Below are 25431 nucleotides of genomic sequence, written 5' to 3'. Positions count from 1 at the left end.
ATAGATATTTCGTGTTGATTTAACAGACAGCAGGGCTTTCAAAAGAAAAAGTTAAGAAAAATAAAATCTCACTCCTTCATTGGCAGACCATAGTCGAAGGAGTAGTAAACCTTCTGGAACTGCTTCCTGAACTCGAAGACTTCCTTCTCGACCTTCTTTGGATCTTCTCTGTCGAGGAGGACTCTTCTCATGAACCTTGCGATTTCTTTCATGTCGTCTTCCATCATTCCTACTCTCGTCATCTCTTGAACGCCTATTCTTAGACCGCTTGGTGTGTTGACCTTCTCAAGTGGATCCCATGGAAGGAGGTTCTTGTTGAGGATTATCCCCGCTTCTTCTAAGAGTGGAGCAGCCCATCCGCCACCGGCTTCGTGGAGCTCGCTAACATCAACTATTACTTGATGGCTCTCTGTGTATCCCTTGTCCTCTCCGATTACCTTAAATCCTTCCTCTGCAAGGGCCTCAGCTAGGGCTTTTGCGTTCTTTACAATCTGCTCCGCGTAGGCTTTACCATATTCAAGCATCTCTGCAGCTGTGATAACTTTTCCAGCCATGTGGTGCAAGTGATGGTTGCTTAAGACACCTGGGAAGATAGCCGATTGCAGTTTTGCTGTGGCTTCTCCAAGGTCTTTATAAAGTATGACACCACCCTGGGGGCCGGGGAAAGTCTTGTGTGTTGAGGAAGTTATTACATCGGCTCCTTCCCTAAGGGGATCTTGGAACTTTCCTCCAGCGATTAATCCTAAAACGTGAGCTGCGTCATACATTACATAGGCACCAACTTCTTTAGCAACTGGAGCAAGCTCCTTAACTGGGTGTGGGAATGGGAACAATGAACCACCAAAGACAACTATCTTGGGCTCGAGCTCTCTAATCATCTGGGCAGCTTTGTCGACATCGATGTTAAATTCTTCATTATCAAAGGGCCATGTGTAAACTTCTAACCCTCTCATACCAGCGGCACCAAAGGGCATGTGGCTTATATGTCCCCCATGGGAGGTGTGAAGAACAATAGCCCTATCGCCGGCATTTGTTAATCCAAAGAACGCAGCTTGATTTGCATTGGTTCCGGAGATTGGCCTCAGATCAGCGAAATCACTCTTGAAGAGCTTGCAGAAGAGGTCAACGCCTATAAGTTCTACCTCATCGACGTACTTACATCCTTGATAGTATCTTTGTCTTGGCCAGCCCTCGGCATATTTGTGCATAAAACCGCTTGCCACAGCTCTTGTAACGCTTGGAGAAGTTACATTTTCACTTGCAATCAAATTTATAGTCGATGCCCTCCATTTTTCGTGTGCTTCAATATACTCCAGAACTTTGTCCCTATACATCTTGTAGCTCATGGTATCACCCCATCGATGTCTTGCATGTGATATTTTACATCCATGTAATTTAAATCTTGCCATAGAATACCTTTAAAAATTTCAAAGGAGAATTATGAGTCGATGCCCCATGATTGAGGAAGCTGCCAAATTAATAGCCCATTCTCACTTTTTGATAGCTTTTACAGGGGCTGGAATAAGTGCTGAAAGCGGAATACCAACCTTTAGAGACAAGGGTGGCTTGTGGGAGAAGTATAGAGTAGAGGAAGTGGCCACTCCAGAGGCTTTTAAAAGGGATCCCCAGTTTGTATGGGAGTTCTACAAGATGAGAATGAAAACCATGAGGGAAGCGAAGCCCAACAAAGCTCACTTAGCACTGGCAGAGCTTGAGAGAATGGGACTTTTAAAAGCTGTTATAACTCAAAACATTGACAACCTCCACAGAGAGGCGGGAAATAAAAACGTCATAGAGCTCCACGGCAACATTTATCGGGTCAAGTGTACCAACTGCAGTTATAGAGAATATAGAGAAAATCTTCTTGAGTCCGGCAGACTTGAAGAGCTTTTAAAAGAAGACTTGCCAAAATGTCCGAAGTGCGGTTCTCTTTTAAGACCCGACGTTGTTTGGTTTGGGGAACCCCTACCTCAGGAGGCCATTCAAAAGGCATTTAAACTTGCCGAAAGGGCAGATGTTTGCCTCGTCATCGGAACGAGCGGCCAAGTGTTTCCAGCGGCGTACATTCCCTACATCGTAAAAGAGAATGGAGGATATGTGATAGAGATTAACATAAAGGAAAGCGGCATAACTCCAATAGCGGACGTTTTTCTGAAAGGGCGAGCGGGAGAAGTTATGGAACTCCTTCTAGCAAAGGTTAAAAGATGTTTAAAGGATAAAGGATGCTAAGGTGGTGTTATTGATACTCCTAATTTGGATTCGAAAAGGACGAAGTTTCCAAGATAAAGGACATCCTTACTGGATTTGAAGTTTATGAGGTCCCAGAATACTGCAGGGACTGGGTTGTAGAGGAAGTTGTGACAAAAGCTCCTACTTTTGAAGGAAGCGGTAACTGGCACTGGAGAAAGTTTATCATAATGCACAACCTCTCAAACAAAAATATAAGCAAGGTCATCAAGGTACTCCGCTCTCATGGAATTAATGGAATCTTTGCGACTACAACACCGACATCTTTAACATGGAAGCTTGAAGACCTCCTCAATGAGCTCATTAGAGAAGATGAATACTTTAGAAGGCTAAGAGAAGAAAAGCAAAGGATGAGTTCCTTTTATCTTGACATAGGGAAAAGTTAAATACTCTGACCTTCTACTTGAGTGAGGGGTTAAGATGATAAAGGTTGTGTTTTTTGATCTCGACGATACCATTGTAGATACTTCTCGCTTAGCTGAACTTGCCCGAAAAAACGCCATAGAGAATATGATCCAGCACGGACTGCCGGTTGATTTTGACACTGCGTATAATGAACTTATGGAGCTAATCAATGAATATGGGAGTAACTTTCCCCATCACTTTGATTACCTCCTCAGGAGGCTTGACTTGGACTACAATCCAAAATGGGTTGCGGCTGGGGTTATTGCATATCATAACACCAAGTTTGCCCACATAAGAGAGGTCAAGAACGCAAGAAAGACCCTAATTAGACTCAGAGAGATGGGCTACCGCTTGGGGATAATAACGGATGGGAATCCTATAAAGCAGTGGGAAAAAGTTCTAAGGCTTGACCTTGACGACTTTTTTGAGCATGTTATAATCTCAGACTTTGAAGGAGTCAAAAAACCCCATCCAAAAATATACCAAAAGGCACTAAAAACATTTAAAGTCTCTCCAGAAGAGGCTTTGATGGTTGGGGATAGGCTCTATTCGGACATCTACGGTGCAAAAAGAGTGGGAATGCATACCGTATGGTTCCGATATGGAAAATATGCGAATAAGGAGCTTGAATACGAAGAGTACGCAGATTTTAAAATCAATGATCTTTTAGAAGTTCCAGAAATTTTAGAGGTGCTCAACAATGGTTCAAATAAGAAAGTTCCTGTTGATAGATAATGCATACAAGTCCAGAATTCTCAGCGGAAAGAAAACTACGACAATTAGGTTTGGAGATTATGAGGTCGAGCCGGGGAGCGAGGTTTATCTCGTCATAACGCCCAGCGACACAGCGATCGCAAAAGTAAGGATTACAAAAGTGGAAAAGAAAAAAGTCAAAGAGCTTACAACTCAAGATGCAAAAAAAGATGGCTTTAAAGACGTCAAAGAGCTTGTAAATACGCTTAGCAAGATATATGGAGAGCTCGACGGAGAGGATGAAGTAACGGTAATTGAATTCGAAGTCATAAAGAAGTTCGAGAGTGGAATTCCTTTAAAATGGCTTAAAGGGCTGAATTACAGGGACCCAGAGGAAATAGCGAAACTTTACGTAGAGAGCAACCTAAAAGAATCTCCCGATGTGGATTTGATAATTAAGAGGGTCTATTCCGAAGGGCTGAAAAGCGCAGTGAAAAGATACGGGCCAAAAAGAGTAAGAGATGCTTTTCTAAGGGCTTATCACAGACTTTATGCGGAAGGGAAAATTTAAAGCGGGAGCTCAGTTGTCTCCTTGTGTATCTTCAGCACAACCATCGTGTGTGTTGCTACCACACCTTCTATTTCTCCAATTTTGTCAAGAAAGTCATTAAGCTCTTCGCTGCTTCTCGTCCTTATCTTGAGTATCATATCATAATCGCCTGTAGTTTCATAAATCTCCACTATCTCTGGGTAGGAGATAAGTTTTTCGGCAACCTCAGCATATTTTCCAGCTTTTGCCTTTATCAGTATGAAAGCCAAGAGATGAAAGCCAAGGGACTCTGGATCGAGGATAATTGTGAATTTCTTTATTATTCCACGCTCTTTCAGCTTCTTAATTCTTTCATAGACCGTTGACTCCGCAAGTCCGACTCGCTTTGATATCTCCCTTAACGGAGTGCGGCTATTTTTTTGAAGCACTCTCAGGATTTCCTTATCGATTTCATCTAAAGGTCCCTTCATGTTCTCACCATCCTAAAATTTTTCGAGAAGGTATATAAAGTTGATGATAGTTTCACACCATAGATTTATAAAAAAAACCTCTATTATAACTCCAATGGACTAGAGATAGGCTAGGGAAGGAGAGGTGAATAGAGATGCCAACAAACGTAACAGCAGAGTACTTGGCTGCAGAGGAAGAATACAGGCAGGCTAAAACAATACCTGAAAAAATAAGAGCCTTAGAAAAAATGTACGCTACCGTACCAAAGCACAAAGGTACAGAAAAGCTCAGACTTCAAATAAAGAGAAAGCTAGCGGAGCTTAGGAAGGAGCTAGAAAAACAGCAAAGCCAAAGAAAAGGTGGGGGTTACTCGTTTAGCGTTAAAAAAGAGGGAGCCGCTCAAATCGTCCTTGCGGGCTTGCCTAATGTTGGAAAGTCATCACTCCTTAGGGTTCTTGCCGACGTTGACATTGACGTTGCTGATTATCCTTTTACAACGGTTGAGCCAATTCCCGGCATGATGAAGCACAAAGACGTTCAAATTCAAATCGTGGAAGTGCCGGGCTTAATAGAAGGGGCTGCTCTAGGAAAAGGTATGGGAACACAGCTTTTGAGCGTTATAAGAAATGCCGATGCCATAGCTATCGTTGTTGACCTCTCTCAAGACCCGATAAAGCAGATGGAAATAATATTAAGGGAATTTGAGCGTGCGGGGATAAAAATAAACAAAAGAAAGCCGAGAGTGGAAATAAAGAGGATGTCAATGGGTGGAATCGTGATTAACGGCCAGCATTTAATTCAGGGAGACATAAGCGAAGTTATGAAAATGCTTAGAGAAGAAGGCATCCACAGTGCTGAAATTACTGTAAAAGAGCCAGTTACCCTTGAAGATTTTTCAGATGCCTTGGACGAGAGCCTTGTATGGAGAAAAGCTATTATAATCGCTAACAAAGGAGATGCTCCCGGAAGTAAGGAGAACTATGATAGACTTGTTAAGGCTTATGGAGACAGGTTTAAAATAGTCCCCGTTTCTGCCAAAAAGAAGGCAAACATCGAGGCTCTTAAAGAGGCGCTATATGATCTGGCAGATATAATAAGGGTCTTCACGAAATCACCTGGCGAAGAGCCGGCTTATCCCCCAATTGCTCTTAAAAAAGGTTCAACGGTTTTGGACGTTGCAGAGAGAATCCATAAAGACTTCGCAAAGAACTTCAAATATGCAAGAGTATGGGGGAAGAGCGCGAAGTTCCCCGGCCAGAGAGTTGGACCTGACCACGTGCTTGAAGATGGGGATATAGTTGAGATTCACGCTCGCTAGTTTGAGAACTTTGGCATGCTTCCATTTTGTATTCCCTGCCTAAGGGTGAAGCTTGCCACTAATGTCGTGAAGTGGGAGAGCACAGGGGATAATAGGCAGAGTTGGCTACGAAGTAGGGCCAACTTCTGACTAACGCCCCCATACAACTTCCTAAGAGAATTGACCCATTTGATAACAAAAGGCAAGAGCAAGCTCCCAATTGAGTGGTACGACCCTACTGCTTTGAGCGTGGAGAACTTTGTACTCAAGCCTTGCAAGTGGGTTGACATTCATAGTTTTTAATTTTTGGTAATTTTTTGATGCATGTGTTATTATTTCAAAAATTGTTCGATTTTTTGGTATTTATTTTCCATTATGCTTTAACCAAAGGTGCACAACATTTTTTTATTGGAAAAACATTTAAAGTGAAAGTCACGTATTTTACATCGGTGAAATTTTATGCGCCTTACTGAACATCCCATTTTGAATTTTGAGAAAATTCGTAAAAGAGAAGTAACAATATACTTCGAAGGACAACCAATAAAGGCCTATGAAGGTGAAACAATTGCGATGGCCCTCCATGCTGCAGGAATAAGAACACTCCAGCATTCAATAAATAAGCACAGACCAAGAGGGCTTTTCTGTGCAATTGGAAAATGCTCCTCCTGTCTTATGAAAGTCAACGGCATTCCAAACGTAAGAACCTGCATAACGCTTGTTGAAGATGGAATGCAAATAGAGAGGCAAGAAGAAAAACCAGCACTGCCAAAAACTACAAAGCCGCCTAAGTGGAAGGAACCACAGCGAATTGAAGCGGATGTTGTTGTCATTGGAGGCGGGCCAGCGGGGATGATGGCTGCAATAAATGCAAGCGAAGCTGGAGCAAGGGTTGTCCTATTAGATGAGAACCCAATGCTTGGGGGACAGCTGGTTAAGCAGACCCACAAGTTCTTTGGGAAGAGAGAGCAGTTTGCTGGAGTTAGAGGGATAAAAATTGCCGAAATATTGCAAGAAGAGCTCAAGAAAAGAAACGTAGAAGTCTTTTTGGAAACTTCGGCAATAATGCTTCTCCAGGATGGAGAGGAGAAATTGGTAGTCGGAGTCAGAAAGAACAAAGAGCTCATTGAGTTCAAAGGAAAAACCGTTGTCGTCGCAACAGGCGCAATGGAAAGGATGATACCATTTGAAGGGAACGATTTGCCCGGTGTATATGGAGCCGGAGCAATACAGACTCTCATGAATACCTACGGCGTAAAACCAGGGGATAGGGTTCTAATCGTTGGTGCCGGTAATGTAGGCTTAATTCTCGCCTATCAGCTCTATCAAGCTGGAGTGAAAGTAGAAGCAATAGTTGAAGCAATGCCAAAGATCGGAGGCTACTTTGTTCACGCTGCTAAAGTCAGAAGGCTTGGCATCCCAATATTGACAAGACATACAATTCTAAGAGCTGAAGGCAAAGAAAAAGTCGAAAGAGCGGTTGTGGCTCAACTTGATGAGAACTGGAACGTTATCCCCGGAACAGAGAAGGTTTTTGAAGTTGACGTAATAGCCCTAGCCGTTGGACTAAGGCCAAGCATAGAGCTTCTTCACCAAGCGGGATGCCAGATCAAATACGTTCCGGAGCTTGGCGGTCATGTTGTCATTAGGGACTCGAGGATGGAAACCACGATAAAGGGCATTTTCGTTGCTGGGGATTCTGCAGGAATTGAAGAAGCAACAACGGCAATGCTTGAAGGAAAAATAGCCGGAATTGCAGCCGCATTGTCTGCAGGTGTAGCTTCTCCAGAATGGCTTAAAGAAATAGAGAAAGCCCAGAAAGAGCTTGATGAATTCAGAAGTGGTCCGTTTGGAAGAAAAGTCCTTGAAGGCCTCAAGAAGGTGGTGATACAATGAGTGAAATTCCCAGGTACTTGCGGGAAGGTTATCTGAGTGTAGAAGAGCTAAAGAGGTATATAGGTCTGCCGAGCGAGGAGAGGCTGAGACAAAGACCTGTGGCAGTTCCAGAGTGCCCACAAGAAATCCCATGTACTCCATGTGCAGAGATCTGCCCCACAAACGCTATTCTCATGGAACATCCAAATGCGACCCCCAAAGTTGATTACGAAAAATGCATTGGTTGTTCTCTCTGTGTCCAAATTTGCCCTGGATTGGCATTTTTCATGATTCATTATGTGGGTGACAAGGCGAGAGTCACACTACCGCATGAAATCCTTCCAGTTCCTAACGTTGGAGAAGAAGTTGTTCTGCTGAACAGAGTAGGAGAAGAAGTCGGAAAGGGAAAAGTTGTCACAGTTGTACCAAGAGAAAAGAGCAGAGGAGATACACCAATTGTAACCGTCGAGGTGCCATTGGAGTTAGCTTGGGATGTTAGAGCAATAAAGGTGGTGAGAGAATGAGTGAGGAAAAGAAAATAATAATCTGCAGGTGCAATGATGTAACGCTTGAAGAGATCGAAGCTTTGATCGACCAAGGCATAACAGATATAGAAACGATAAAACGACTTCTAAGGATTGGAATGGGGCCATGCCAGGGGAGGACATGTCTTCCAATGGTAATAAGCATAATAGCAAGAAAAACCGGAAAGAGCCCAGAGGAGATAAAGCTCCCCGCAACAAGAACTCCTGTTAGACCTGTCCCAGCAGGTGTCTTGGTGGGTGAAATGAATGAAGAGTAAAGCGGATGTTGTTGTCATAGGCGGAGGAAGTACTGGCACGTCAATAGCTTACTACCTAGCAAAGCTTGGCGTTGATGTCGTTCTTGTTGAGAAGAGCTACCTCGGAAGCGGTTCAACTTTTAGGTGTGCCACTGGAATTAGACAGCAGTTTACGGACGAAGCTAACATAAAACTCATGAAATACAGTGTTGAGAAGTGGAAAACGCTAAGTGAAGAGCTTGAGTACGATATAAACTTTAAACAAACTGGCTACCTCTTTTTGGCGACAACTGAAGAAGAAGTTGAAGCTTTTAAGCAAAACATAAAGCTCCACAATAAATTCGGCGTTCCTACAAGGCTTATAACACCCGAGGAGGCAAAAGAGATCGTGCCACCCCTAAATGCCGACGAATTCCTTGCCGGGCAATGGAACCCAACCGATGGAAAGGCAAATCCCTTCAAAACTGTCTTTGCCTTTGCAAGAAAAGCCAAAGAACTTGGGGCCGAGATTTATGAATACACGGAAGTGACTGACATTATAGTCGAGAACAATGAGACAAAAGGGGTAAAAACGAATAGGGGAACTATAAAAGCCGATGCTGTTGTAAACGCAGCAAATGCATGGGCTCCAATAATCAATGAGATGGCTGGACTAGACAAAGAATTCATTCCAATAAAGCCCTACAAGCACCAGCTTGTTAAGACCGAACCCCTGAAAGAAGGTCAAATTGAACCTCTCGTTTGTCCACCAGCGTGGAATGATTCTTATCTCCTTCAAGATGGTGAAGATGGAGGAGTTTTATGTGGAACGGGTTTGGAGTATGGGCCAACATATGACATGACCCCCACTTACGATTTCCTTAGAGAAGTCCTTAAATGGGCGACTAGAATAATCCCGGCACTTAAATACGCCCATGTAATAAGACAATGGGCAGGGTTCTATGCAAAAACTCCAGACAGCAATCCCGCTATTGGGAAGATTAACTACATAGACGGCCTATACATTGCCGCTGGATTCAGTGGGCACGGCTTTATGATGGCGCCAGCAGTAGGGGAAGCCATGGCAGAACTCATAGTTAAAGGAAAGAGCAAAGTTCCGCTTGACTGGGAGTGGTACGATCCACATCGCTTTGAGAGGGGAGAGCTTAGAAGTACAGCTTTCCAGATCGGGTGACCTTTTCTTTTTTCTTATACCTGTTCGAATGAAAAGCTTTTTAACCCCCTAGTCCTTGAATGGGAGTGAAAGCAAAAATTTAAATAAGGCTTTACTAATCGGCCATTAGTTGAGCTTTTCACGTTCACAAATTAAGGGAGGGGTTAAGAATGGCAAGGAACAAACCGTTGGCAAAGAAGCTCCGTTTGGCAAAGGCAGCCAAACAAAATAGGAGAGTTCCCGTTTGGGTTATCGTAAAGACCAACAGGAAGGTGTTAACTCACCCTAAGAGAAGATACTGGAGGAGGACCAAGCTTAAGGAGTGATGAGAGATGGTAGAGGAAAGAATTTACGTTATTCCAATTAGGAAGATCAAGAAGATTGTTCCAAGATGGAAGAGAGCGCCAAGAGCCGCTCGCTTTGTTAGGGAATTCGTAGCGAGGCACACAAAGGCAGACGAAGTCATAATAGGCACAGACGTCAACGAGAAGATATGGGAAAGGGGAATTGAGAAGCCACCAAGCAAGCTCCGCGTCAAGGTGACCGTTGAAGAGAAAGACGGCACCAAAGTAGCCGAAGTTCACCTTGCTTGATTCCTAATTTTTTCCAATGAGGGAAAACCGAGGTGTGGAAATGCACATTGAAAGATTAGACTTTGAAAACTCACCATATCTTGGAGTCTTCGGGTTAGCCACAGATAAGTTCGCCCTAGTTAGGGAAGGGCTCCAAGAAAAGAAGCTTAATGTCCTTAGGGAAGTTTTGAAAGTGCCGGTTATTGAGGCAAGCATAATGAAGTCCAGAATAGTTGGAATTCTTGCTGCTGCTAACTCAAACGCTATTGTAGTCCCTTACTATATCTGGGACTCCGAGCTTCAAAAGATTAAAAGCGCCCTAGAAGAGAACGGATTGGATGTTAGGGTTGAGCCCGTTTTAAGCAAACTCACCGCCTTTGGAAATCTCATCCTCGTAAACGATAAAGCGGCATTAATCAGCGCAAAGTTTACAAGGGAAGAAGCGAAGCAGTTTGAGGACATCTTTGATGTCGAAGTTGAGAGGGGCATGATAGCCAACTACCACGCCGTTGGAAGCGTTGGTGTTGTCACAAACAAAGGCGGATTAGTCCATCCCGAGGCAACAGACGAAGAACTCGAATGGCTCGGAAACCTCTTCAAAGTTGATTTCTACGTTGGCACTGCCAATATGGGCGTGCCCTTTGTGGGCTCATGTATGATTGCAAACTCATTTGGTGTCGTCGTTGGACACCTAACTACTGGACCGGAAATTGTTAAGATTGAAGAAGCACTTGGATTTTTGGGGTGAGGGGAAATGGAGGTTAAAGTGTTCAGAGTTAGGGGCATCTTCGAGAAGAGCGGAAGGAAGTTCAAATTCACCAAGGAGTACAGGGCATTGAAGCCAGAAGACATAAAGGAGCTCGTCTATTCAGATATCGGAAGCAAGCACCGCGTTAAGAGGTCAAAGATTTACATAGAGGGCATCGAAGAGATAAAACCGGAAGAAGCTGAGGATCCAGTAGTTAGGAGACTCAGCTTGGAGCTTGCTTGAATTTTTTGTTTTTTAACCAACACTCTTAAAAACTTCCTCAATTACTCTTTTTGGTGATGGAAATGGAAAACAGGGAACAGCTTGAGAGATTGGCTTATGAGTATCAGCTTTTACAAGCTCGAGCACAGCTTTTAGCCCAAAACCTCGAGCTCTTAACCCTCGGAAGAAACGAGTTCCAAGCTGTAAAAGAGACACTCGAAGGACTTAAGAACGTTGAAGAAGAAAATCCTGAAATTCTCGTTCCAGTTGGTGCAGGTTCCTTTTTGAAGGGAAGGATAGAAGACAAGCAGCACGCCATAGTTAGCGTTGGTTCTGGCTATGCCGTGGAGAAGAGCCTCGACGATGCTATAGCATACCTGGATAAGAGAATTAAAGAGTACGATGAAGCAATAAAGAAGACTCAAGAAGCTCTTCACCAACTTGAGCACAAGCTACAAGAGCTAGCTCAAAAAGCTCAAAAATTACAGCAACAGCAGGCAATGAACTTTAAAGTCCCCAAGAAGTAGCTTCCGCCTTTGGAGCAACTTCAAACTCAATTTCTTCTTTTATGTCGGGTCGAAAAGGAATATCCAGTGCAAGTCTGAGAATAAACTTTCCATGTCCGGCTATTATCCTTCCAAATTTACCGCCTTTCAGGATTCCCAAGGGGCTTACCTGGTCATAGTACCCCAATATTATCAAAGGCTCGTTTAGAAATTCTTTTTCAAAAACTCCTATGTTTTTTGTATCGCCGATGAGCTGTTTAACAACCCTCTTTCTCCTTGAAACCAACTCCACTTTGGCTCTTCTTGCTTTTGAGAGGTTTGCACTTACCGAAATCCTAAACCCATTTTCTATCTCTTCTATTCTGGCCTCGACAAAATCTCCATTGGCAGATACTACAAAGCTCTCAAGCGGAAACCTCACCTCGTAGGACGGTTTTGCATAAAGAATAACCACGTCCTTGTATTCATCGTTCAAAATTCTAATCCCTGGAAGATATATATCTCCTGTTCCATCCTGGGCTATTGATAACAAAAATGGCTTTGTTTCAAGTTTAAATGATGTTACTGCCTCTTCACTTTCCCTTAGAAAACTCTTGAATACATGATAGTGACTGCTCTTTCCGCTTGAACTCCAGTAAGCATAAGCATCAAAATATCCAACTTCTGCTCTCAAGGGTTTTAGAAAACTTATTTCATTCTCGCTGATGGAAATGATTTCTTTGATATTCCTTACTTTTTCAAAGGACTTTCTCGAGCGATAAATGACAAAACTCATCAAACCAGTCCAGAGGGCAATGAACCCAAGTATTCCAGCTCGATACATTATGGGAATTGTGGGATTTTTAAGTACTATTACTCCTACGGGAACAGTGATAAGCATTCCAAGTAGCAGAACAAGGTACAGAACTTTGATTTTTCCCATTAGGATTATTATCCTCATTACAGTTCTCACCCCAAAGATACTCTAAATTTTATACTTTCCCTCATGTCTTTTTTTAAGGGATACTTGAGCTTGGTTTCAAGTTCAAACTCTCCATGTCCACTTATCAAGGAGACTTTTCCAAGCGCATTTGCAAGTTCTTTTGGGCTGATTAAACTTTCATGGGAGATTAATAGAATATGTTCTTTGATAAACTCATAGTCAAATTCTCCCTCTTCATCTCCCCAAAAAAGTAATTCCCTCGTGTCATTCCCTTTAAGTATTACTTCCACCTCCTCAGCATCTTGGAGATTTGGTGAAACTTTACCTTTAAGGCCAAATTTAGTTGGAGCGAGAGTAATTTGCACAAAATCCTCGGAACCATAAATTGCTATGCTCCCCTGGGGAAATTGAAACACATAATTCGGAGTTATGTAGAGAATCAAAATTCCATTATCAAGTCTGAATCCGGGTATTTCGAGTCTTCCAGCACCACTAACGTCTATTTCAACCCGATACTCCGCTGGTTCTAAGAATAGCTCTCTTGATGTAGTTTCTTCTTCCTCTTTAAACTTTCTTGAAACTGAAAGTAGCATACCTCCGTACTCTACTCCTCCCTTATATCTTTTGAGTGTTGCACTGCTAGAACATAAGAGGATTCCTTTTTTAATTTTCTCTTCCTTGGGGAGAATGAGACGGCTATCTTCTATGATAATACTCCCGGAAAAAGAATGTACGAGCTTTTTTGTTTTTCTTTTTAGAAATGAAAGCTTGGAATCAGGGACGAGGATTATTTTTCTCATCGAGTTCCCCCCTATACCATTCCACCGTTTTCAGAAGGCCCTCTTCAAGTGAATACTCCGGTTTAAAACCAAGCTTCATTATTTCACTTATATCTGCCTGACTGTGCCTTATATCTCCTGGTCTTGGTTTGTCAAAGACTATGGAGCTTGAAGAACCCGTTATCTCAATTATTTTAAGGGCGAGCTCCAAAATGCTTGTTCTCTCCCCCCTTGCAACGTTGAAGATCTTTCCGTCTGCTTTACTGCTTTCGGCAGCAAGGATGTTTGCCCTTACAACGTCCTTAACATAAATAAAGTCCCTCGTCTGTTTTCCATCCCCATAGATTATCAGCGGCTCTCCTCTAAGAGCCCGATTGATGAAGATGCTTATTACTCCAGCATATTGATTGTAGCCCTGCCTCTCTCCAAACACGTTAAAGTACCTCAAGCTCACTGTTGGAACGCCGTAGAGCTCATAAAAGACTTTGCAGTAATATTCCCCCGCTATCTTCGTCACGCCATAAGGGGATAGGGGCTCGGGCTTTTCACTCTCTTTGAGGGGGAGATTCTGGTTGTCCCCATAAACAGCCGCAGAAGAAGCGAAGATTAACTTTCCATGCCCCTCGCTCAGGGCTTTCAGAATGTTTAAAGTACCGAGAACGTTTATTTCTTCTGTCAGCATTGGCTTCTCCACGCTCTCCACAACACTGACAAGAGCAGCCTCATGAAAAACGTAATCCGCGTGAGATATTAGCTCGGCTATGCTTTGGTAGTCCCTTATGTCGGCTTGAAGGAACTTTACATTTGGAGGAACATTCTCAATTTTACCGGCGTAGAGGTTGTCGATCACTATTACCTCGTTCTCATCGCGGAGCTCTTCGGCTATGTGGGAACCTATGAATCCTGCTCCTCCTGTGACTACGATGAGTTTGTTTTTTATCATAGCTCTCCCTCACTCTAAGTTCCTTTTGGGGAATTTATAATTTTTGGATCTTCCTTTTAATGGTTTCACCCTTCAGGATGGAGAGGAGGACAGTAGGCAAAGAGGCTCCTCAATACCGTGCTGTGGCTCTTTGAAAAGCCTTAAATCTCAATTCCTATCTTAATACCTTTCTCTTTTTCTAACCCCTTGAGGAGAAACAGTATCTTTTCTCTATCCAGCCGGACTCCCCTTAAATGGCGATACGCCTCTATCAACTCGGTTTTTTCTTTCCCTTCAGCTTTTTCCGCTAGGTATAACAGCAGGGAAAGCAAAACACCTTTCATGCTCTTTTCGATTAAGGGGAGGACTTTCCATTCGCTGTCGTACACATAAAGAGCCTGGGGAATCTCATTACCATTTAGATGCTCCAAAAGGAAAAAGCTCGGCTTTATGGTGCTCGTTAGATACGATATGAGGGTTTCTCTTGAATATCCCTTTGTCCTCAGCATCTCAAACCCCCACGCGAAAGCTTTTAGCTGACTCGCGTATTCTTCCAGCGAGGCTATTTTGTCCTTTGAAAGAAAGCTGAGTTTTAGAGAGCTCTTTTCGATGGGCTCATTGAAGAGGTCTATTTTCAGGAGAACCCTATCTTCTAAGGTTGAGTTCTCTTCAAAGGCTTTCACTATCTTCCACTGGATACCGTTTGTTAAAATGCCGTACTTGACCCCTTGAGAAAAGCAGTACTTGGCAAGCTGTCTTAAAGGCTTTTCACTTCTCAAAACGTTCACGCTTAAGTTTTTGGCTTCCAAATAGGCAACTACCTTTCCGTCGAGAACGAGAGCATAATCTGCCCTTCCCTCTTCCGTTCGTTCTTCAGGCCTTACTTCTTTTGGGTCTTCCCAGTCCCATCCTAAAGCCTGAAAAATCTCGCCTATTAAATGCTGCTTCACGGCTTCCTCGTTTCTCTCATAGAGCAGCCTATGCTCCCGAACTTTCTTGAGAGTGCTTATTATAGCCTTCTGGATTTCAAACATCTCTCACACCCGTTAAACTTCAATAACGTACTTTTTGCTTTGCTCCCCAAACCCCCTAAAACTTCCAAGCTTCAGGCTTATAATGGCTTTCTCGACATTTTCAACCTTTACGGAAGCGAGATGTGTAACTCCCGTCCCCTTAAAGAACTCAGGTAACCCTTGAGCCGTTGCTCCAACGAGAATTATCTTTTTTGCCTTGTTACTTCTCTCCACTATCATATCAATTGTGCAGTTTAGCAGAGCCGAGCCGCTGACTATTACCGCTTCCATCTCCGGGAGGAGGACATATTCAAGGGCATCACTCAAGGTCTCTCTGTCCCAAAGTTTAGGGTTCCTCTCGAACACAAACACTTCCTTGCCTTTTTCACGCAAAGCTTGGACTAGAGGGAGCATGTTCCCTATGACCGCGACTTTTTCTTCCTCTACTAAGTCCAAAACGTTTCTTTCCGCATCTACCTCTAAGTAATACTGAGAAACTGCATTTATTGCCGCAAGGCCAAGAGTTCGTTCTATGATGTTGAGGCTGTCAGCCTTTTCTATAAACCCTCTCAAGCTCGCCCCTGTGATCGTGTTTTTGTACTCGTTAATCTCCTCTGGAAGCGTCATGACTAATCCCACCGCTTTTCCCTTTTCTCCCTCAATAACAACGTAAGTATAAGGTAGGGCGAAGAAGAAGTCTACCAGCTTAAAATCCTCCTCCATTGCTTTCAAAGCTCTCTTTTTTAACAGTCTTAGCATCATTTCCGAAGCCTCCAACCTTTTTAAACTACGCTGCCTAAAAAAGTTTGGTGGATAAAATGTGCAGGGTACTGTTTGCGGCTGGAAATGGAGAATCGATGGTAGAACTTGTAAACGCCCTAGTAAACTCATCAAAACACGATCCCTATAAGGTGGCACTGGGAAAAAGTCCTTCTCATAAGGATGGCTGGGGATTTATCTGGATGTCAGAAGGCAAAATTGAACATTACAAGACGACTAAGCCTATTTTTGAGGACAAAGAGGGAGTTGAAAGTCTTTTGGGATCTTTAAAAGGCTTCGGAGTCCTCTTAGCCCATACAAGAGCTGCAAGTCAAGGAAGTGTTAACATCTTCAATACCCAGCCGTTCTCATATTCCTCTCCAGAAGGCTTTACGTTTTGGTTTTACCACAACGGCGACCTAAAGAAGGACGAAATTATAAAAATGGCAGGGTTTAGGGAAGAAAAACTTAAAGATGCATCTGATAGCTACGTGTTTGGCCTCTACCTGCTGAAAAGACTGTCCTCTTTTGGTGAAGAGGAAGTCCTTAACACCTTTAAAGAAGCCCTTCCAACCGTTAAAACCACACTCAACACAGGAACTCTTTTCACAGCTCCAAATGAAGTCAAAGCTTTTGTAACAGCTTACATGGTCGAGGAGAGAGAAAAAGACACCTTACACAAGAGATACTCTCGCCTTTTAAAACTTGAGACGAAAGACCTCTTTGCAGTTGTATCGTCAACGTTTGAACAGTACTCATCCCTCCCCTTCCAGGAAATTCCGAACAGAAAGGCGTTTTATGTTGACATGGACTTGGGAAGAAAAGAATTTGGGGCGAAGGAGCTTACCCTCTAAACTCTCTAAATTTTCTTATGAAGTTTGCCACCTTTATGGCATCAAGAGTCTCTTTAACGTCATGAGTCCTTATGATGTTGGCTCCGTTCCATACTGCAATGGCGGTAGCAGCTAAGCTGCCTGCTAATCTCTCCAGCGGGTCTTTTCTTCCAGTTATGGCTCCTACAAATGACTTTCTTGATACCCCTACCAAAATAGGTAGCCCAAAAACCTTTAGTAAGTTCAGATTTGCGATGACTTTTGAGTCCCACTCGTACCATGGAGGGTATTGAGGTCTTAGAAATCCAATCGCTGGATCAATTGCTATCTTATTTTTCTCAATGTCATTTTTATATGCAATCTGGAGACTCTCCTTGAGAGCTTCAATGACTTTGTGGATTGGATCTGTAAAGTTCCTAACTTCTTTATGGGCGCAAACTATAACTGGGACATCGTATTCTCTGGCAACTCTCGCCATGTTGGGGTCTCCTTTGAGGCCGGTTACATCGTTTATAATATCAGCTCCAGCCTTAATGGCTTCTTCAGCCACCTTCGCGTTTGTTGTATCTATACTTATAGGAACGTTGACATGCTCTCTGATCGTGCTTATTGCCCATACTGCCCTCCTGATTTCTTCCTCTATGGGTATCTGAGTTTCCAAGTAAGGAGCGGTAGATTTCGCCCCAACATCTATAAAAGAAGCTCCTTCGTTTACCATTTGGATTGCAGTTTCTATCAGCTCTTCTTCATTTTGTTTAACGCTTCCTTTAAAGAAGCTCTCCGGAGAAACGTTGATAACTCCCATAATTTTTGGTTCATCTAATGGCACTCCAGTAAATCTCATGCTCTCACCGAAAAGTGTTTTAATGCTTACACTATAAAAATTTGGGGTGAGAAAATGCTAATCGAGACGCCGAAGAGGTTACACTTAGGCCTAATAGACCCTTCTGGATCACTAGGGAGGCGTTTTGGATCCCTTGGGGTCGCCCTTGATGGGGGGTATAGAATAAGGATTATGCCCCACGATAAGCTTGAAATACGGGCCAACGAAGAGGACGAGAAAACCATACGCTACGTTGTTAACAAGATGAACCAGAAGTTTACAACAGGGTTTAATTACCTGATTGAAGTTGAGAACGCCATTCCAAGGCACATCGGGCTGGGATCCACCACCCAGCTAGCCCTTGCCGTAGGTGTGGGAATAGCAAGACTCAGTTCAGTTAAAATTGAGATTGAAGAACTCGCTTCTCTTCTCGGCAGAGGAAAAAATTCAGGGGCCGGGATTTATGCCTTTAAATACGGCGGTTTCGTAATAGACGGCGGAGTTAAGGATGGTATTCCGCCCTTGATCGTAAGAGAGGACTTCCCCGAGGACTGGGCATTTCTTTTGATAATTCCTCATGCTAAGAGAGGCTTTGACGAGGAGGAGGAAAAACCGATAATGCAGAGCGTAAAAGGAGAAAACAGTATAGCTGAAAAGATTTCCCACAGGATTCTTCTAGGGTTGTTGCCGGCATTAAAGGAAAGAAACATCGAGGAATTTGGGAGGCATCTAAGCGAAATTCAAAAACTCGTGGGGAAGCATTTTGAGGAGTATCAAGGTGGAGAGTTTAGAGAAGACGTTAAGCTCATCATGGAGTTTTTGCAGGAAAACACCTATGGCTGTGGGCAGAGCTCCTGGGGACCAACGGTCTATGGGCTGATAAAGAAGAACGAATATGGAATGACAGAGACAAAGGCTCACGACTTTCTGAAGGCTCATGGAATTAAAGCTACCCTTGAGTTGGGCCTCCCAAGAAACAGGGGAGCAACAACCGTCGAGGAGAACACTTATATCCTGAGGCTCATTAACAAAGTTGCCCAGAAGTAGGTTTTTAATTTTTTCTAAGGTCTTATTGGAACCAGCTTGAGAACGGCTCGATTGTGCCCGCTACCCTGACCTTTCAATTCTTTTAAAGTCTTATTGGAACTCAATGCGTTTATGGGGCATAATAACCCGTTTGGCTGCTTTCAATTCTTTTAAAGTCTTATTGGAACCAATAGCTTCTTGGACGGTTTTTCCATGCCTTCCCACTTTCAATTCTTTTAAAGTCTTATTGGAACGCCTTTGGGTTCACTCTTGAGGAGGGGCGCCCCCGCTTTCTTTCAATTCTTTTAAAGTCTTATTGGAACCGACAAAATTCACCGCGTCTGGTAAAAGCTCAAGTTTTCTTTCAATTCTTTTAAAGTCTTATTGGAACTGGAACGGAGCAGGAGCCAACCCCAGAGTTTGGGGCAGAGGAATACTTTCAATTCTTTTAAAGTCTTATTGGAACGTGGGACGAGGTAAACAAGAGTGCAGTAGTGTGGGTTAAAGCTTTCAATTCTTTTAAAGTCTTATTGGAACTCAGGGCCATCTGTAACATATTTGGGGATATTCTTCATCTTTCAATTCTTTTAAAGTCTTATTGGAACACATTTTGAAGTTATTGATACACGTACCAAAGACACGACTTTCAATTCTTTTAAAGTCTTATTGGAACTAAATGGTGGGTTATGTTGAGCTCCCTAAGCAGTACAGCTTTCAATTCTTTTAAAGTCTTATTGGAACCTGTAGTGTCGACGCTAACGAACTGGTTTATTGCCACCTTTCAATTCTTTTAAAGTCTTATTGGAACTACGCTAACTATCAGCTTAACTTTCCATTTATTCCTATTCTTTCAATTCTTTTAAAGTCTTATTGGAACACCAATGCGTTCCTGCAGAACTTCACAGTGAAAATGGTCTTTCAATTCTTTTAAAGTCTTATTGGAACGGTCTTGGGAGCAGCCTTCACCGTCGGCGACCAGATCTTTCAATTCTTTTAAAGTCTTATTGGAACTTATCAACGAACGCCCTAACCTTAGCATATTCTCTTCTTTCAATTCTTTTAAAGTCTTATTGGAACTATGATATCGATGAGGAAGAAGCTATCGGGATTAACACTTTCAATTCTTTTAAAGTCTTATTGGAACATTAAAAGGTGGTGAAAGTGACTAAAGGTGAATATTACTTTCAATTCTTTTAAAGTCTTATTGGAACGTTGCGCTCGATCCAGCTGTTCTGCTTGGCGTTGCAGACTTTCAATTCTTTTAAAGTCTTATTGGAACCTTCATGTTAATCTGCCTCCATTTATCCTCGACATGGTCTTTCAATTCTTTTAAAGTCTTATTGGAACAATCTGTTTTCATAATCGAATTTTAAGCTTATTTTAGCTTTCAATTCTTTTAAAGTCTTATTGGAACGCATCCGACGCCAGCTCTGGTGATAACCTCCAATACGTCTTTCAATTCTTTTAAAGTCTTATTGGAACAAGATTCAAGGTTTTTACCCTATCTTAAGGCCTCCACTTTCAATTCTTTTAAAGTCTTATTGGAACAGATGAAGTTTTTCGGAGAACAGTTGAGCTTTATTGACTTTCAATTCTTTTAAAGTCTTATTGGAACATTTCACTTCAAATGTTACCATAAACCGTTTTGGAGTCTTTCAATTCTTTTAAAGTCTTATTGGAACTCATCATTGTTTTGGCACTCATGGTATATGTGCTCGGAAACTTTCAATTCTTTTAAAGTCTTATTGGAACTACGGATACACTCGCAAAGATGCAGAACTACTATTAGAACTTTCAATTCTTTTAAAGTCTTATTGGAACCGAGGAAGCGACAGAGCATTATAAAAAAATTAAAGCGACTTTCAATTCTTTTAAAGTCTTATTGGAACCTCCTTGTTCCGTATTTGATGAGTATAATTTTCGAGAGCTTTCAATTCTTTTAAAGTCTTATTGGAACAGGGGCGAATTTTCTCCCAAATCTCTTGTAAACCTATTAGAGAGCTTGAATATTATAAGCCTTTCGACAAAGGGTCGTTAAAGAAGCCTTCCCATACCTTTAATCAAAGCCCAAAGAATGTATTTTCACAGAACAAATCGCGTGAAACTTTGCTAATTTTCTCATGCACAACCATATACACGAGATTCCCAGAGCAAGAACAACAAATTAAACCAAAAATAAACCCCTAAAAACGAATTAAAAAGAAAAAGATCCAACCTCCATGAGGAGAGCATACAAAAGAACCCCTAAATTTGCTCCGTTCAAAACTCCGAAAAAAATTTCGTTACAAAATTCATTAGATTTTGCAACTCTTTGTTAGATAGCAACTTTTAGTTACTAAAGATTTCCAAACCGAGTTTAAAGTTCAAAATTCAAAAAGAAACCCTCAAAAACGATTAAAAGCAAAAAACAAAAACCTAAACGTGATACGAAAAATCTTCGGCTACTCGCTCACGTAATAGTATTCCCCTATTTCCTTTTGCTCCCTGTCCTTAACGCTTCCCTCTTTGTTTGCTCTTGGCCTTCCTGTGTCAGGGTCTCTTCTGAAGGTTATGCCCACGTTTGCCAGGAACCTGTTCATTCCTTCTCTCATCCCCATTGGAGGTAAAGCCCTACCGTACTTTCCTGGCTCACCCTCGAAGACCATTATGCGATCGCTTATGTAGTCAATCATCAGCACGTCGTGCTCAACTACGAGCGCGGTTTTCTCGTTCTTTTCCATTAGATGTCTTATTGCCCTTGAAACGGCCAGGCGCTGCTCAACATCAAGATAAGCTGAAGGCTCGTCTAGAAGATACAAGTCGGCATCCCTTAAAAGACAGGCTGCTATTGCTACCCTCTGCAGTTCACCACCACTTAAGTCATTTACTGCTCTGTCATAGAGGTCGGGGATGCCCAAGGGGTTAAGAAGCTCGGTTTTGTAGAAGTTGCTCATGAGTTTTGCCGCATCGATTTTGCTTAAAAGCTCATAGACCGTTCCCTCGTAGTCGGCTTTTATGTACTGCGGCTTGTAGCTTACCCTAAGCTCCCACTCGACTTTTCCTTCTGTCGGTTCCTCAACGCCGGCAAGCATTTTCACAAAAGTAGTCTTACCTATACCGTTGGGTCCCACTATGCTTACAACTTCTCCCCTGTATAGTGTTCCTCCTTCGGCTTCAAGCCTAAAGCTTCCATAGTCCTTTACAAGCCTTGGATACTCCACCAGAACGTCTCCAGCCTGGCTGTGCCTCTCACTAAGCTTTGTAAACCTTATTTGGTACGGCCTGAATCTGACGTTTTCCTCGGGGAGATAACCTTCCAAGAAGGCATTTATACCAACTCTTGTCCCTTTTGGCATAGAGAAAATACCGTAAGCACCGGGCTTACCATAGACTATGTGTATAATGTCGCTAAGATAATCCAGAACTGCCAAGTCGTGCTCAACAACTACAACGGACTTCCCTTCTTCTGCCAGCTTTCTAATGGCTTTGGCAACTTTGAGCCTTTGCCTTATGTCGAGGTATGATGATGGTTCATCAAAGAAGTAGAAATCCGCATCCCTGGCTATAGCCGCTGCTATCGCTACCCTCTGCAGTTCACCACCACTTAAATGCTGAATCTCTCTATCCAAGATATTTGAAAGTTCGAGCTCTTCAACGAGCTTATCCAGTATTCCTCTCTCGTCAGCTCTTTTGAGCAAATCCCTTACCTTTCCTTTAACGACTTTGGGGATTAAATCAACGTATTGGGGCTTAACCACTTTCTTTACATTGCCTTCTTTAAGCCTCTCAAAGTAGTTCTGGAGCTCATTCCCCCTGAACATCCTTATGACATTCTCCCAGCTGTCATTTGACCCGCAGAGGTTGGGAATCATTTCCCCGGAGAGTATCTTAACCGCGGTTGTCTTACCAGTACCGTTTGGACCCAAGATACCAACAACCATTCCCTCCTTGAGGACTGGCAATCTGTAAAGGGCGAAGCCGTTAACTCCATATCTGTGCACACAGCCTTCTTTCAGCTCCTCGGGAAGGTTAACTATCGTTATCGCCTTGAACGGACACTTGTGCACACATATCCCACAACCGGTACAGCTCGCCTCTTGGATAACAGGCTTGTAGTTGTCCTCGTCGATAACTATAGCTTCTCCGCCCATTCTGTTCACTGGACAAACCCTCTCACACAAGAAGTGCCCACACTTGTCCGGATTGCACTTATCGTAATCGATGACCGCGATCCTCATAACCCTCACCACCGAGCACAATATCTAAGAGCATTTTAAAAGAGTTGTGTAGACCTTTCGGATACTGTTGAGACAAGTAGTGGGGGGCTCAAACTATAGGGTGTGGAAGTCGGTCTAACTTGGGCAACACTTCAGATAAAAATGAAAATCTTGGAGAATGACTAACCAAACAATTCTTCGTTTTAGGCGCCCTACCACCTAAAATCTCATTAGAGAGAAAATCGTGGCAGTAAAAGAATTTGCTAACCAAAACTTCTGGCAATTAAAAAACAGAGAAATATTTTGCCCTTGTTTAGTCCATTATTCGATTTAATGCTTGGTTGATATAATTGAGTTATTCGAAAGGTATCTGCCCAGTACCGTAACACTTATATAATCAATCACAAATAATCATAAATGATCACAATCACAAAAATATGATCGAGATTGATTAGGCGATGACTTATGTTCGCGGAAGAACGAAGAACCAAAATCTTGGAGCTCCTGCAAAAACATAAGAGTATGACTGTCTCTGAACTAGCCAAAATGCTCAACGTTTCAGAACCGACGATAAGAAGGGACTTGGCTTTTTTAGAAAGGAAAAGACAGATAATTCGCACTCATGGCGGTGCTATGGCAATAGAATACTTTTCTCATGAACCCACGTTCTTCGAAAAAGAGCCCCTTGAGAAATCTGCTAAGGAAGAAATTGGAAAACTGGCTAACAGTCTTATAAAGGACGGCGACATTATAGTTTTGGATTCTGGAACGACTACCCTGGAAATAGCCCGGAACATGGAAGACAAAAATATCACTGTAATCACGAACTCTCCTTATATAGTCAAAGAGCTCTCAATGCGGAAAAACATAGAAGTGATAGTTACAGGAGGGAGCCTCAAAAAAGGAACCCTAGCTTTAGTGGGGCCAATAGCGGAAAACACTTTATCCAGATTACACGCAGACATAGCTTTTATTGGGGCTAATGGCATTACGCTGGACGCTATAACGACTACAAACTTGCTGGAAGCTGAAATTAAAAAGATAATGATTAAAATTGCATCGACATCTTACATTGTGGCAGACCATTCGAAGTTTGGTAGAACTGCTTTTGTAAAATTTGCAGAGCCCAATGAGATTTCCGGGATAATAACAGACTCTGGCACCGATTCTAAGTGGATTACTGCGTTCAAGGAACGGAAGATTCGAGTTATAACACCAGGAGGTGTGGGTGGGTGATACTTACTGTTGCAATGAACCCGGCTATTGACAAGACTCTTTTTGTTGAGGAACTAAAACTAGGAGCAACCAACAGGGCTGTAGATGTCAGTAGGAACATTGGAGGAAAAGGTATCAACGTCGCCAAAAACGCTCGGGCACTTGGGGCAGAAGTTGCAGTCGTGGGGTTTATTGGAGAGAAAAGCAAGCATGTGTTTGAGGACTATCTTTCATCTTTGGGAATAAAATATGATTTTGTGATTATCCCCAACGTGAATGTTCGTGAGAACATAAAACTGATAGAAACAAGTACTGGACAACTTACTGAGATTAATGAAAGAGGGCCCGACGTCGATCATCAACTATTTGAAGTCTTGAAGCAAAAGATTTCTCAATATTCCAAACAAGCAGATGTCACGGTCTTGTCTGGTTCTCTGCCCAGAGGATTGTCCGCTTCCGCTTACAAGGAGATTATCACAGAAATCAGAGAAAATACGAGAGTGATCCTTGATGCAAGTGGGGAAGCATTAAAACAAGGCATTGAAGCCTCTCCTTTTATGATAAAACCTAATCTTCAAGAATTTTCCCAACTGCTCGGGAGGGATCTTAAAGAAATCGATGAGATCGTCGCCGCCGCTAAAAAGCTGATAGAGGAATATGGAATAAGTGTTATCTGTGTTTCAATGGGAGCGCGGGGAAGTGTTACAATAACTCCCGAAGCAGCATACTACGCTGAGCCTCTTTACATTGAAGATGTAAAAACTCCTGTAGGTGCAGGAGATGCATTGGTAGCTGGCTTTGCTTATGGTTTCGAAAAAGGGCTTGATATTGCTGATGCAATCAAGATTGCAACGGCTACCGCTTCTGCTTCACTGATGTTGGAGGATACCGGCCCAATTGACTTGGAAGTTTTTCGGACATTGCTTCCGAGGATTAAGATTACAGAGGTGAGATAAACAATGACTGAGGTCAAAGAACTATTCCGAGAAGAGCTAATCAAAATGGAACTAGAGGGAAGCAACAAGAAGGAAGTTATAATGGAGCTAATTGAGTTGCTCTACGAACACGGCGTTGTGAAAGACAAGGAGAAGTTTTTCGAAGATGTATGGGCAAGAGAGCAGGTGACACCAACAGGGGTGGGATTTGGTATTGCGATACCTCACGCCAAAAGCTCTGCCGTTGTAACCCCCACTGTGGCAATCGGAAAATCGACCAAAGGCGTTGATTTTGAGGCCATAGACGGTAAGCCTGTGCACTTGGTGTTCTTGATAGGGGTTCCAGAGAATGCGCCGGATCTTCACCTGAAAATACTGAGCTCGCTCTCCAGACGGCTTGTCCACGAGGAGTTTAGGGAGGCCCTGATGAAGGCAAAAAGCCCCCACGAGATTGTGGAGATTTTGAGCAAGAACATTGAGGGATAACGCGAATTTGTTTATCCAATCGAAGG

The 25431-nt window shown here is 42.8% G+C and carries 28 protein-coding genes and 1 CRISPR repeat array; of the genes, 19 read left to right on the top strand and 9 right to left on the bottom strand.

Annotation, left to right across the window (positions count from 1 at the left end; genetic code table 11):
• Positions 1-68 precede the first annotated feature (68 nt).
• Entirely contained in the window at positions 69-1346 is a 1278-nt protein-coding gene (gene glyA / locus NF865_RS09795; RefSeq protein ID WP_253304526.1) for a serine hydroxymethyltransferase, read from the bottom strand.
• Between the two features lie 109 nt (positions 1347-1455).
• On the opposite strand from glyA, the gene cobB reads away from it, so the two are divergent.
• The 4 genes from cobB (at position 1456) to NF865_RS09775 (ending at position 3916) form a co-directional block, all read left to right on the top strand.
• Positions 1456-2229 carry an NAD-dependent protein deacetylase gene (gene cobB / locus NF865_RS09790; protein ID WP_253304525.1) on the top strand — a complete coding sequence of 258 codons (774 nt, stop codon included), beginning with the start codon at positions 1456-1458 and terminating at the stop codon, positions 2227-2229.
• Between the two features lie 128 nt (positions 2230-2357).
• Positions 2358-2633: a DUF3783 domain-containing protein gene (locus tag NF865_RS09785; RefSeq protein WP_366513790.1), complete on the top strand. Its 276-nt coding sequence runs from the start codon at positions 2358-2360 to the stop codon at positions 2631-2633.
• A 34-nt stretch (positions 2634-2667) separates the two neighbouring features.
• Entirely contained in the window at positions 2668-3387 is a 720-nt protein-coding gene (locus tag NF865_RS09780; protein ID WP_253304524.1) for a TIGR02253 family HAD-type hydrolase, read from the top strand.
• Positions 3353-3916, top strand: coding sequence for an ASCH domain-containing protein (locus NF865_RS09775; RefSeq protein ID WP_253304523.1), 564 nt, complete (start codon positions 3353-3355; stop codon positions 3914-3916). Before NF865_RS09780 ends, NF865_RS09775 begins: the two co-directional genes overlap by 35 nt.
• On the opposite strand, the gene NF865_RS09770 is transcribed toward NF865_RS09775, so the two are convergent.
• Positions 3913-4365, bottom strand: a complete 453-nt coding sequence (locus NF865_RS09770; protein WP_253304522.1) for an Lrp/AsnC family transcriptional regulator — start codon at positions 4363-4365, stop codon at positions 3913-3915. The genes NF865_RS09775 and NF865_RS09770 overlap by 4 nt on opposite strands.
• Positions 4366-4499: 134 nt before the next feature.
• Here NF865_RS09770 and NF865_RS09765 point away from each other — a divergent pair, with 134 nt between their 5' ends.
• The 10 genes from NF865_RS09765 to pfdA all read left to right on the top strand — a co-directional run bounded on the left by NF865_RS09765 (position 4500) and on the right by pfdA (position 11517).
• Positions 4500-5663 (top strand): OBG GTPase family GTP-binding protein, encoded by a 1164-nt coding sequence (locus NF865_RS09765; RefSeq protein WP_253304521.1) that lies wholly within the window; start codon positions 4500-4502, stop codon positions 5661-5663.
• Positions 5664-6101: 438 nt separating this feature from the next.
• Complete coding sequence (locus NF865_RS09760) at positions 6102-7535, top strand: FAD-dependent oxidoreductase (RefSeq protein WP_253304520.1); 1434 nt, start codon at positions 6102-6104, stop codon at positions 7533-7535.
• Entirely contained in the window at positions 7532-8038 is a 507-nt protein-coding gene (locus NF865_RS09755) for a 4Fe-4S binding protein (protein WP_253304519.1), read from the top strand. Before NF865_RS09760 ends, NF865_RS09755 begins: the two co-directional genes overlap by 4 nt.
• Positions 8035-8316, top strand: a complete 282-nt coding sequence (locus NF865_RS09750) for a (2Fe-2S)-binding protein (RefSeq protein ID WP_253304518.1) — start codon at positions 8035-8037, stop codon at positions 8314-8316. The genes NF865_RS09755 and NF865_RS09750 overlap by 4 nt, the downstream gene beginning before the upstream one ends.
• Complete coding sequence (locus NF865_RS09745) at positions 8306-9469, top strand: NAD(P)/FAD-dependent oxidoreductase (RefSeq protein ID WP_253304517.1); 1164 nt, start codon at positions 8306-8308, stop codon at positions 9467-9469. Before NF865_RS09750 ends, NF865_RS09745 begins: the two co-directional genes overlap by 11 nt.
• A 149-nt stretch (positions 9470-9618) precedes the next feature.
• Positions 9619-9774, top strand: coding sequence for a 50S ribosomal protein L39e (locus NF865_RS09740; protein WP_042700928.1), 156 nt, complete (start codon positions 9619-9621; stop codon positions 9772-9774).
• Between the two features lie 6 nt (positions 9775-9780).
• Complete coding sequence (locus tag NF865_RS09735) at positions 9781-10041, top strand: 50S ribosomal protein L31e (protein ID WP_253304516.1); 261 nt, start codon at positions 9781-9783, stop codon at positions 10039-10041.
• Between the two features lie 40 nt (positions 10042-10081).
• Entirely contained in the window at positions 10082-10768 is a 687-nt protein-coding gene (locus tag NF865_RS09730) for a translation initiation factor IF-6 (protein WP_253304515.1), read from the top strand.
• Between the two features lie 6 nt (positions 10769-10774).
• The gene (gene rpl18a, locus NF865_RS09725; protein ID WP_253304514.1) at positions 10775-11011 is read left to right on the top strand and encodes a 50S ribosomal protein L18Ae; all 237 of its coding nucleotides are present in this window, start codon (positions 10775-10777) and stop codon (positions 11009-11011) included.
• Between the two features lie 62 nt (positions 11012-11073).
• Positions 11074-11517 carry a prefoldin subunit alpha gene (pfdA, locus tag NF865_RS09720; RefSeq protein ID WP_253305662.1) on the top strand — a complete coding sequence of 148 codons (444 nt, stop codon included), beginning with the start codon at positions 11074-11076 and terminating at the stop codon, positions 11515-11517.
• Here pfdA and NF865_RS09715 read toward each other — a convergent pair.
• From NF865_RS09715 to NF865_RS09695, 5 genes are all read right to left on the bottom strand, one after another.
• Complete coding sequence (locus tag NF865_RS09715) at positions 11498-12436, bottom strand: hypothetical protein (protein WP_253304513.1); 939 nt, start codon at positions 12434-12436, stop codon at positions 11498-11500. The genes pfdA and NF865_RS09715 overlap by 20 nt on opposite strands.
• Before the next feature lie 8 nt (positions 12437-12444).
• Positions 12445-13218: a hypothetical protein gene (locus NF865_RS09710; RefSeq protein ID WP_253304512.1), complete on the bottom strand. Its 774-nt coding sequence runs from the start codon at positions 13216-13218 to the stop codon at positions 12445-12447.
• Positions 13193-14140 (bottom strand): SDR family oxidoreductase, encoded by a 948-nt coding sequence (locus NF865_RS09705; RefSeq protein WP_253304511.1) that lies wholly within the window; start codon positions 14138-14140, stop codon positions 13193-13195. Before NF865_RS09705 ends, NF865_RS09710 begins: the two co-directional genes overlap by 26 nt.
• A gap of 140 nt (positions 14141-14280) precedes the next feature.
• The gene (locus NF865_RS09700; protein WP_253304510.1) at positions 14281-15153 is read right to left on the bottom strand and encodes a type I restriction endonuclease; all 873 of its coding nucleotides are present in this window, start codon (positions 15151-15153) and stop codon (positions 14281-14283) included.
• 12 nt (positions 15154-15165) lie between these two features.
• Complete coding sequence (locus tag NF865_RS09695) at positions 15166-15894, bottom strand: Rossmann-like domain-containing protein (RefSeq protein ID WP_253304509.1); 729 nt, start codon at positions 15892-15894, stop codon at positions 15166-15168.
• Between the two features lie 56 nt (positions 15895-15950).
• Between NF865_RS09695 and NF865_RS09690 the strand changes: the two genes are divergently transcribed.
• Entirely contained in the window at positions 15951-16745 is a 795-nt protein-coding gene (locus NF865_RS09690; RefSeq protein WP_253305661.1) for a class II glutamine amidotransferase, read from the top strand.
• On the opposite strand, the gene folP is transcribed toward NF865_RS09690, so the two are convergent.
• Positions 16735-17568, bottom strand: coding sequence for a dihydropteroate synthase (gene folP / locus NF865_RS09685; RefSeq protein WP_253304508.1), 834 nt, complete (start codon positions 17566-17568; stop codon positions 16735-16737). The genes NF865_RS09690 and folP overlap by 11 nt on opposite strands.
• A 54-nt stretch (positions 17569-17622) precedes the next feature.
• Between folP and NF865_RS09680 the strand changes: the two genes are divergently transcribed.
• Complete coding sequence (locus NF865_RS09680) at positions 17623-18594, top strand: beta-ribofuranosylaminobenzene 5'-phosphate synthase family protein (protein ID WP_253304507.1); 972 nt, start codon at positions 17623-17625, stop codon at positions 18592-18594.
• Positions 18595-18596: 2 nt separating this feature from the next.
• Positions 18597-20530: direct repeats of the CRISPR family, unit length 30 nt; unit sequence CTTTCAATTCTTTTAAAGTCTTATTGGAAC.
• 484 nt (positions 20531-21014) lie between these two features.
• Here NF865_RS09680 and NF865_RS09675 read toward each other — a convergent pair.
• On the bottom strand, positions 21015-22790 hold the full coding sequence (locus NF865_RS09675; RefSeq protein WP_253304506.1) for a ribosome biogenesis/translation initiation ATPase RLI: 1776 nt from the start codon (positions 22788-22790) through the stop codon (positions 21015-21017).
• A gap of 444 nt (positions 22791-23234) precedes the next feature.
• Here NF865_RS09675 and NF865_RS09670 point away from each other — a divergent pair, with 444 nt between their 5' ends.
• The 3 genes from NF865_RS09670 to NF865_RS09660 are packed head-to-tail and all read left to right on the top strand — an operon-like array spanning position 23235 to position 25405.
• Complete coding sequence (locus tag NF865_RS09670; RefSeq protein ID WP_253304505.1) at positions 23235-24005, top strand: DeoR/GlpR family DNA-binding transcription regulator; 771 nt, start codon at positions 23235-23237, stop codon at positions 24003-24005.
• Positions 24002-24940 carry a 1-phosphofructokinase gene (gene pfkB, locus NF865_RS09665; protein ID WP_253304504.1) on the top strand — a complete coding sequence of 313 codons (939 nt, stop codon included), beginning with the start codon at positions 24002-24004 and terminating at the stop codon, positions 24938-24940. The genes NF865_RS09670 and pfkB overlap by 4 nt, the downstream gene beginning before the upstream one ends.
• A gap of 3 nt (positions 24941-24943) precedes the next feature.
• On the top strand, positions 24944-25405 hold the full coding sequence (locus NF865_RS09660) for a PTS sugar transporter subunit IIA (protein WP_253304503.1): 462 nt from the start codon (positions 24944-24946) through the stop codon (positions 25403-25405).
• Positions 25406-25431 lie beyond the last annotated feature (26 nt).

Origin of the sequence: Thermococcus aggregans (assembly GCF_024022995.1) — an archaeon.
Lineage (GTDB): Archaea > Methanobacteriota_B > Thermococci > Thermococcales > Thermococcaceae > Thermococcus_A > Thermococcus_A aggregans.
This window is presented reverse-complemented; position numbering and strand designations above follow the sequence as displayed.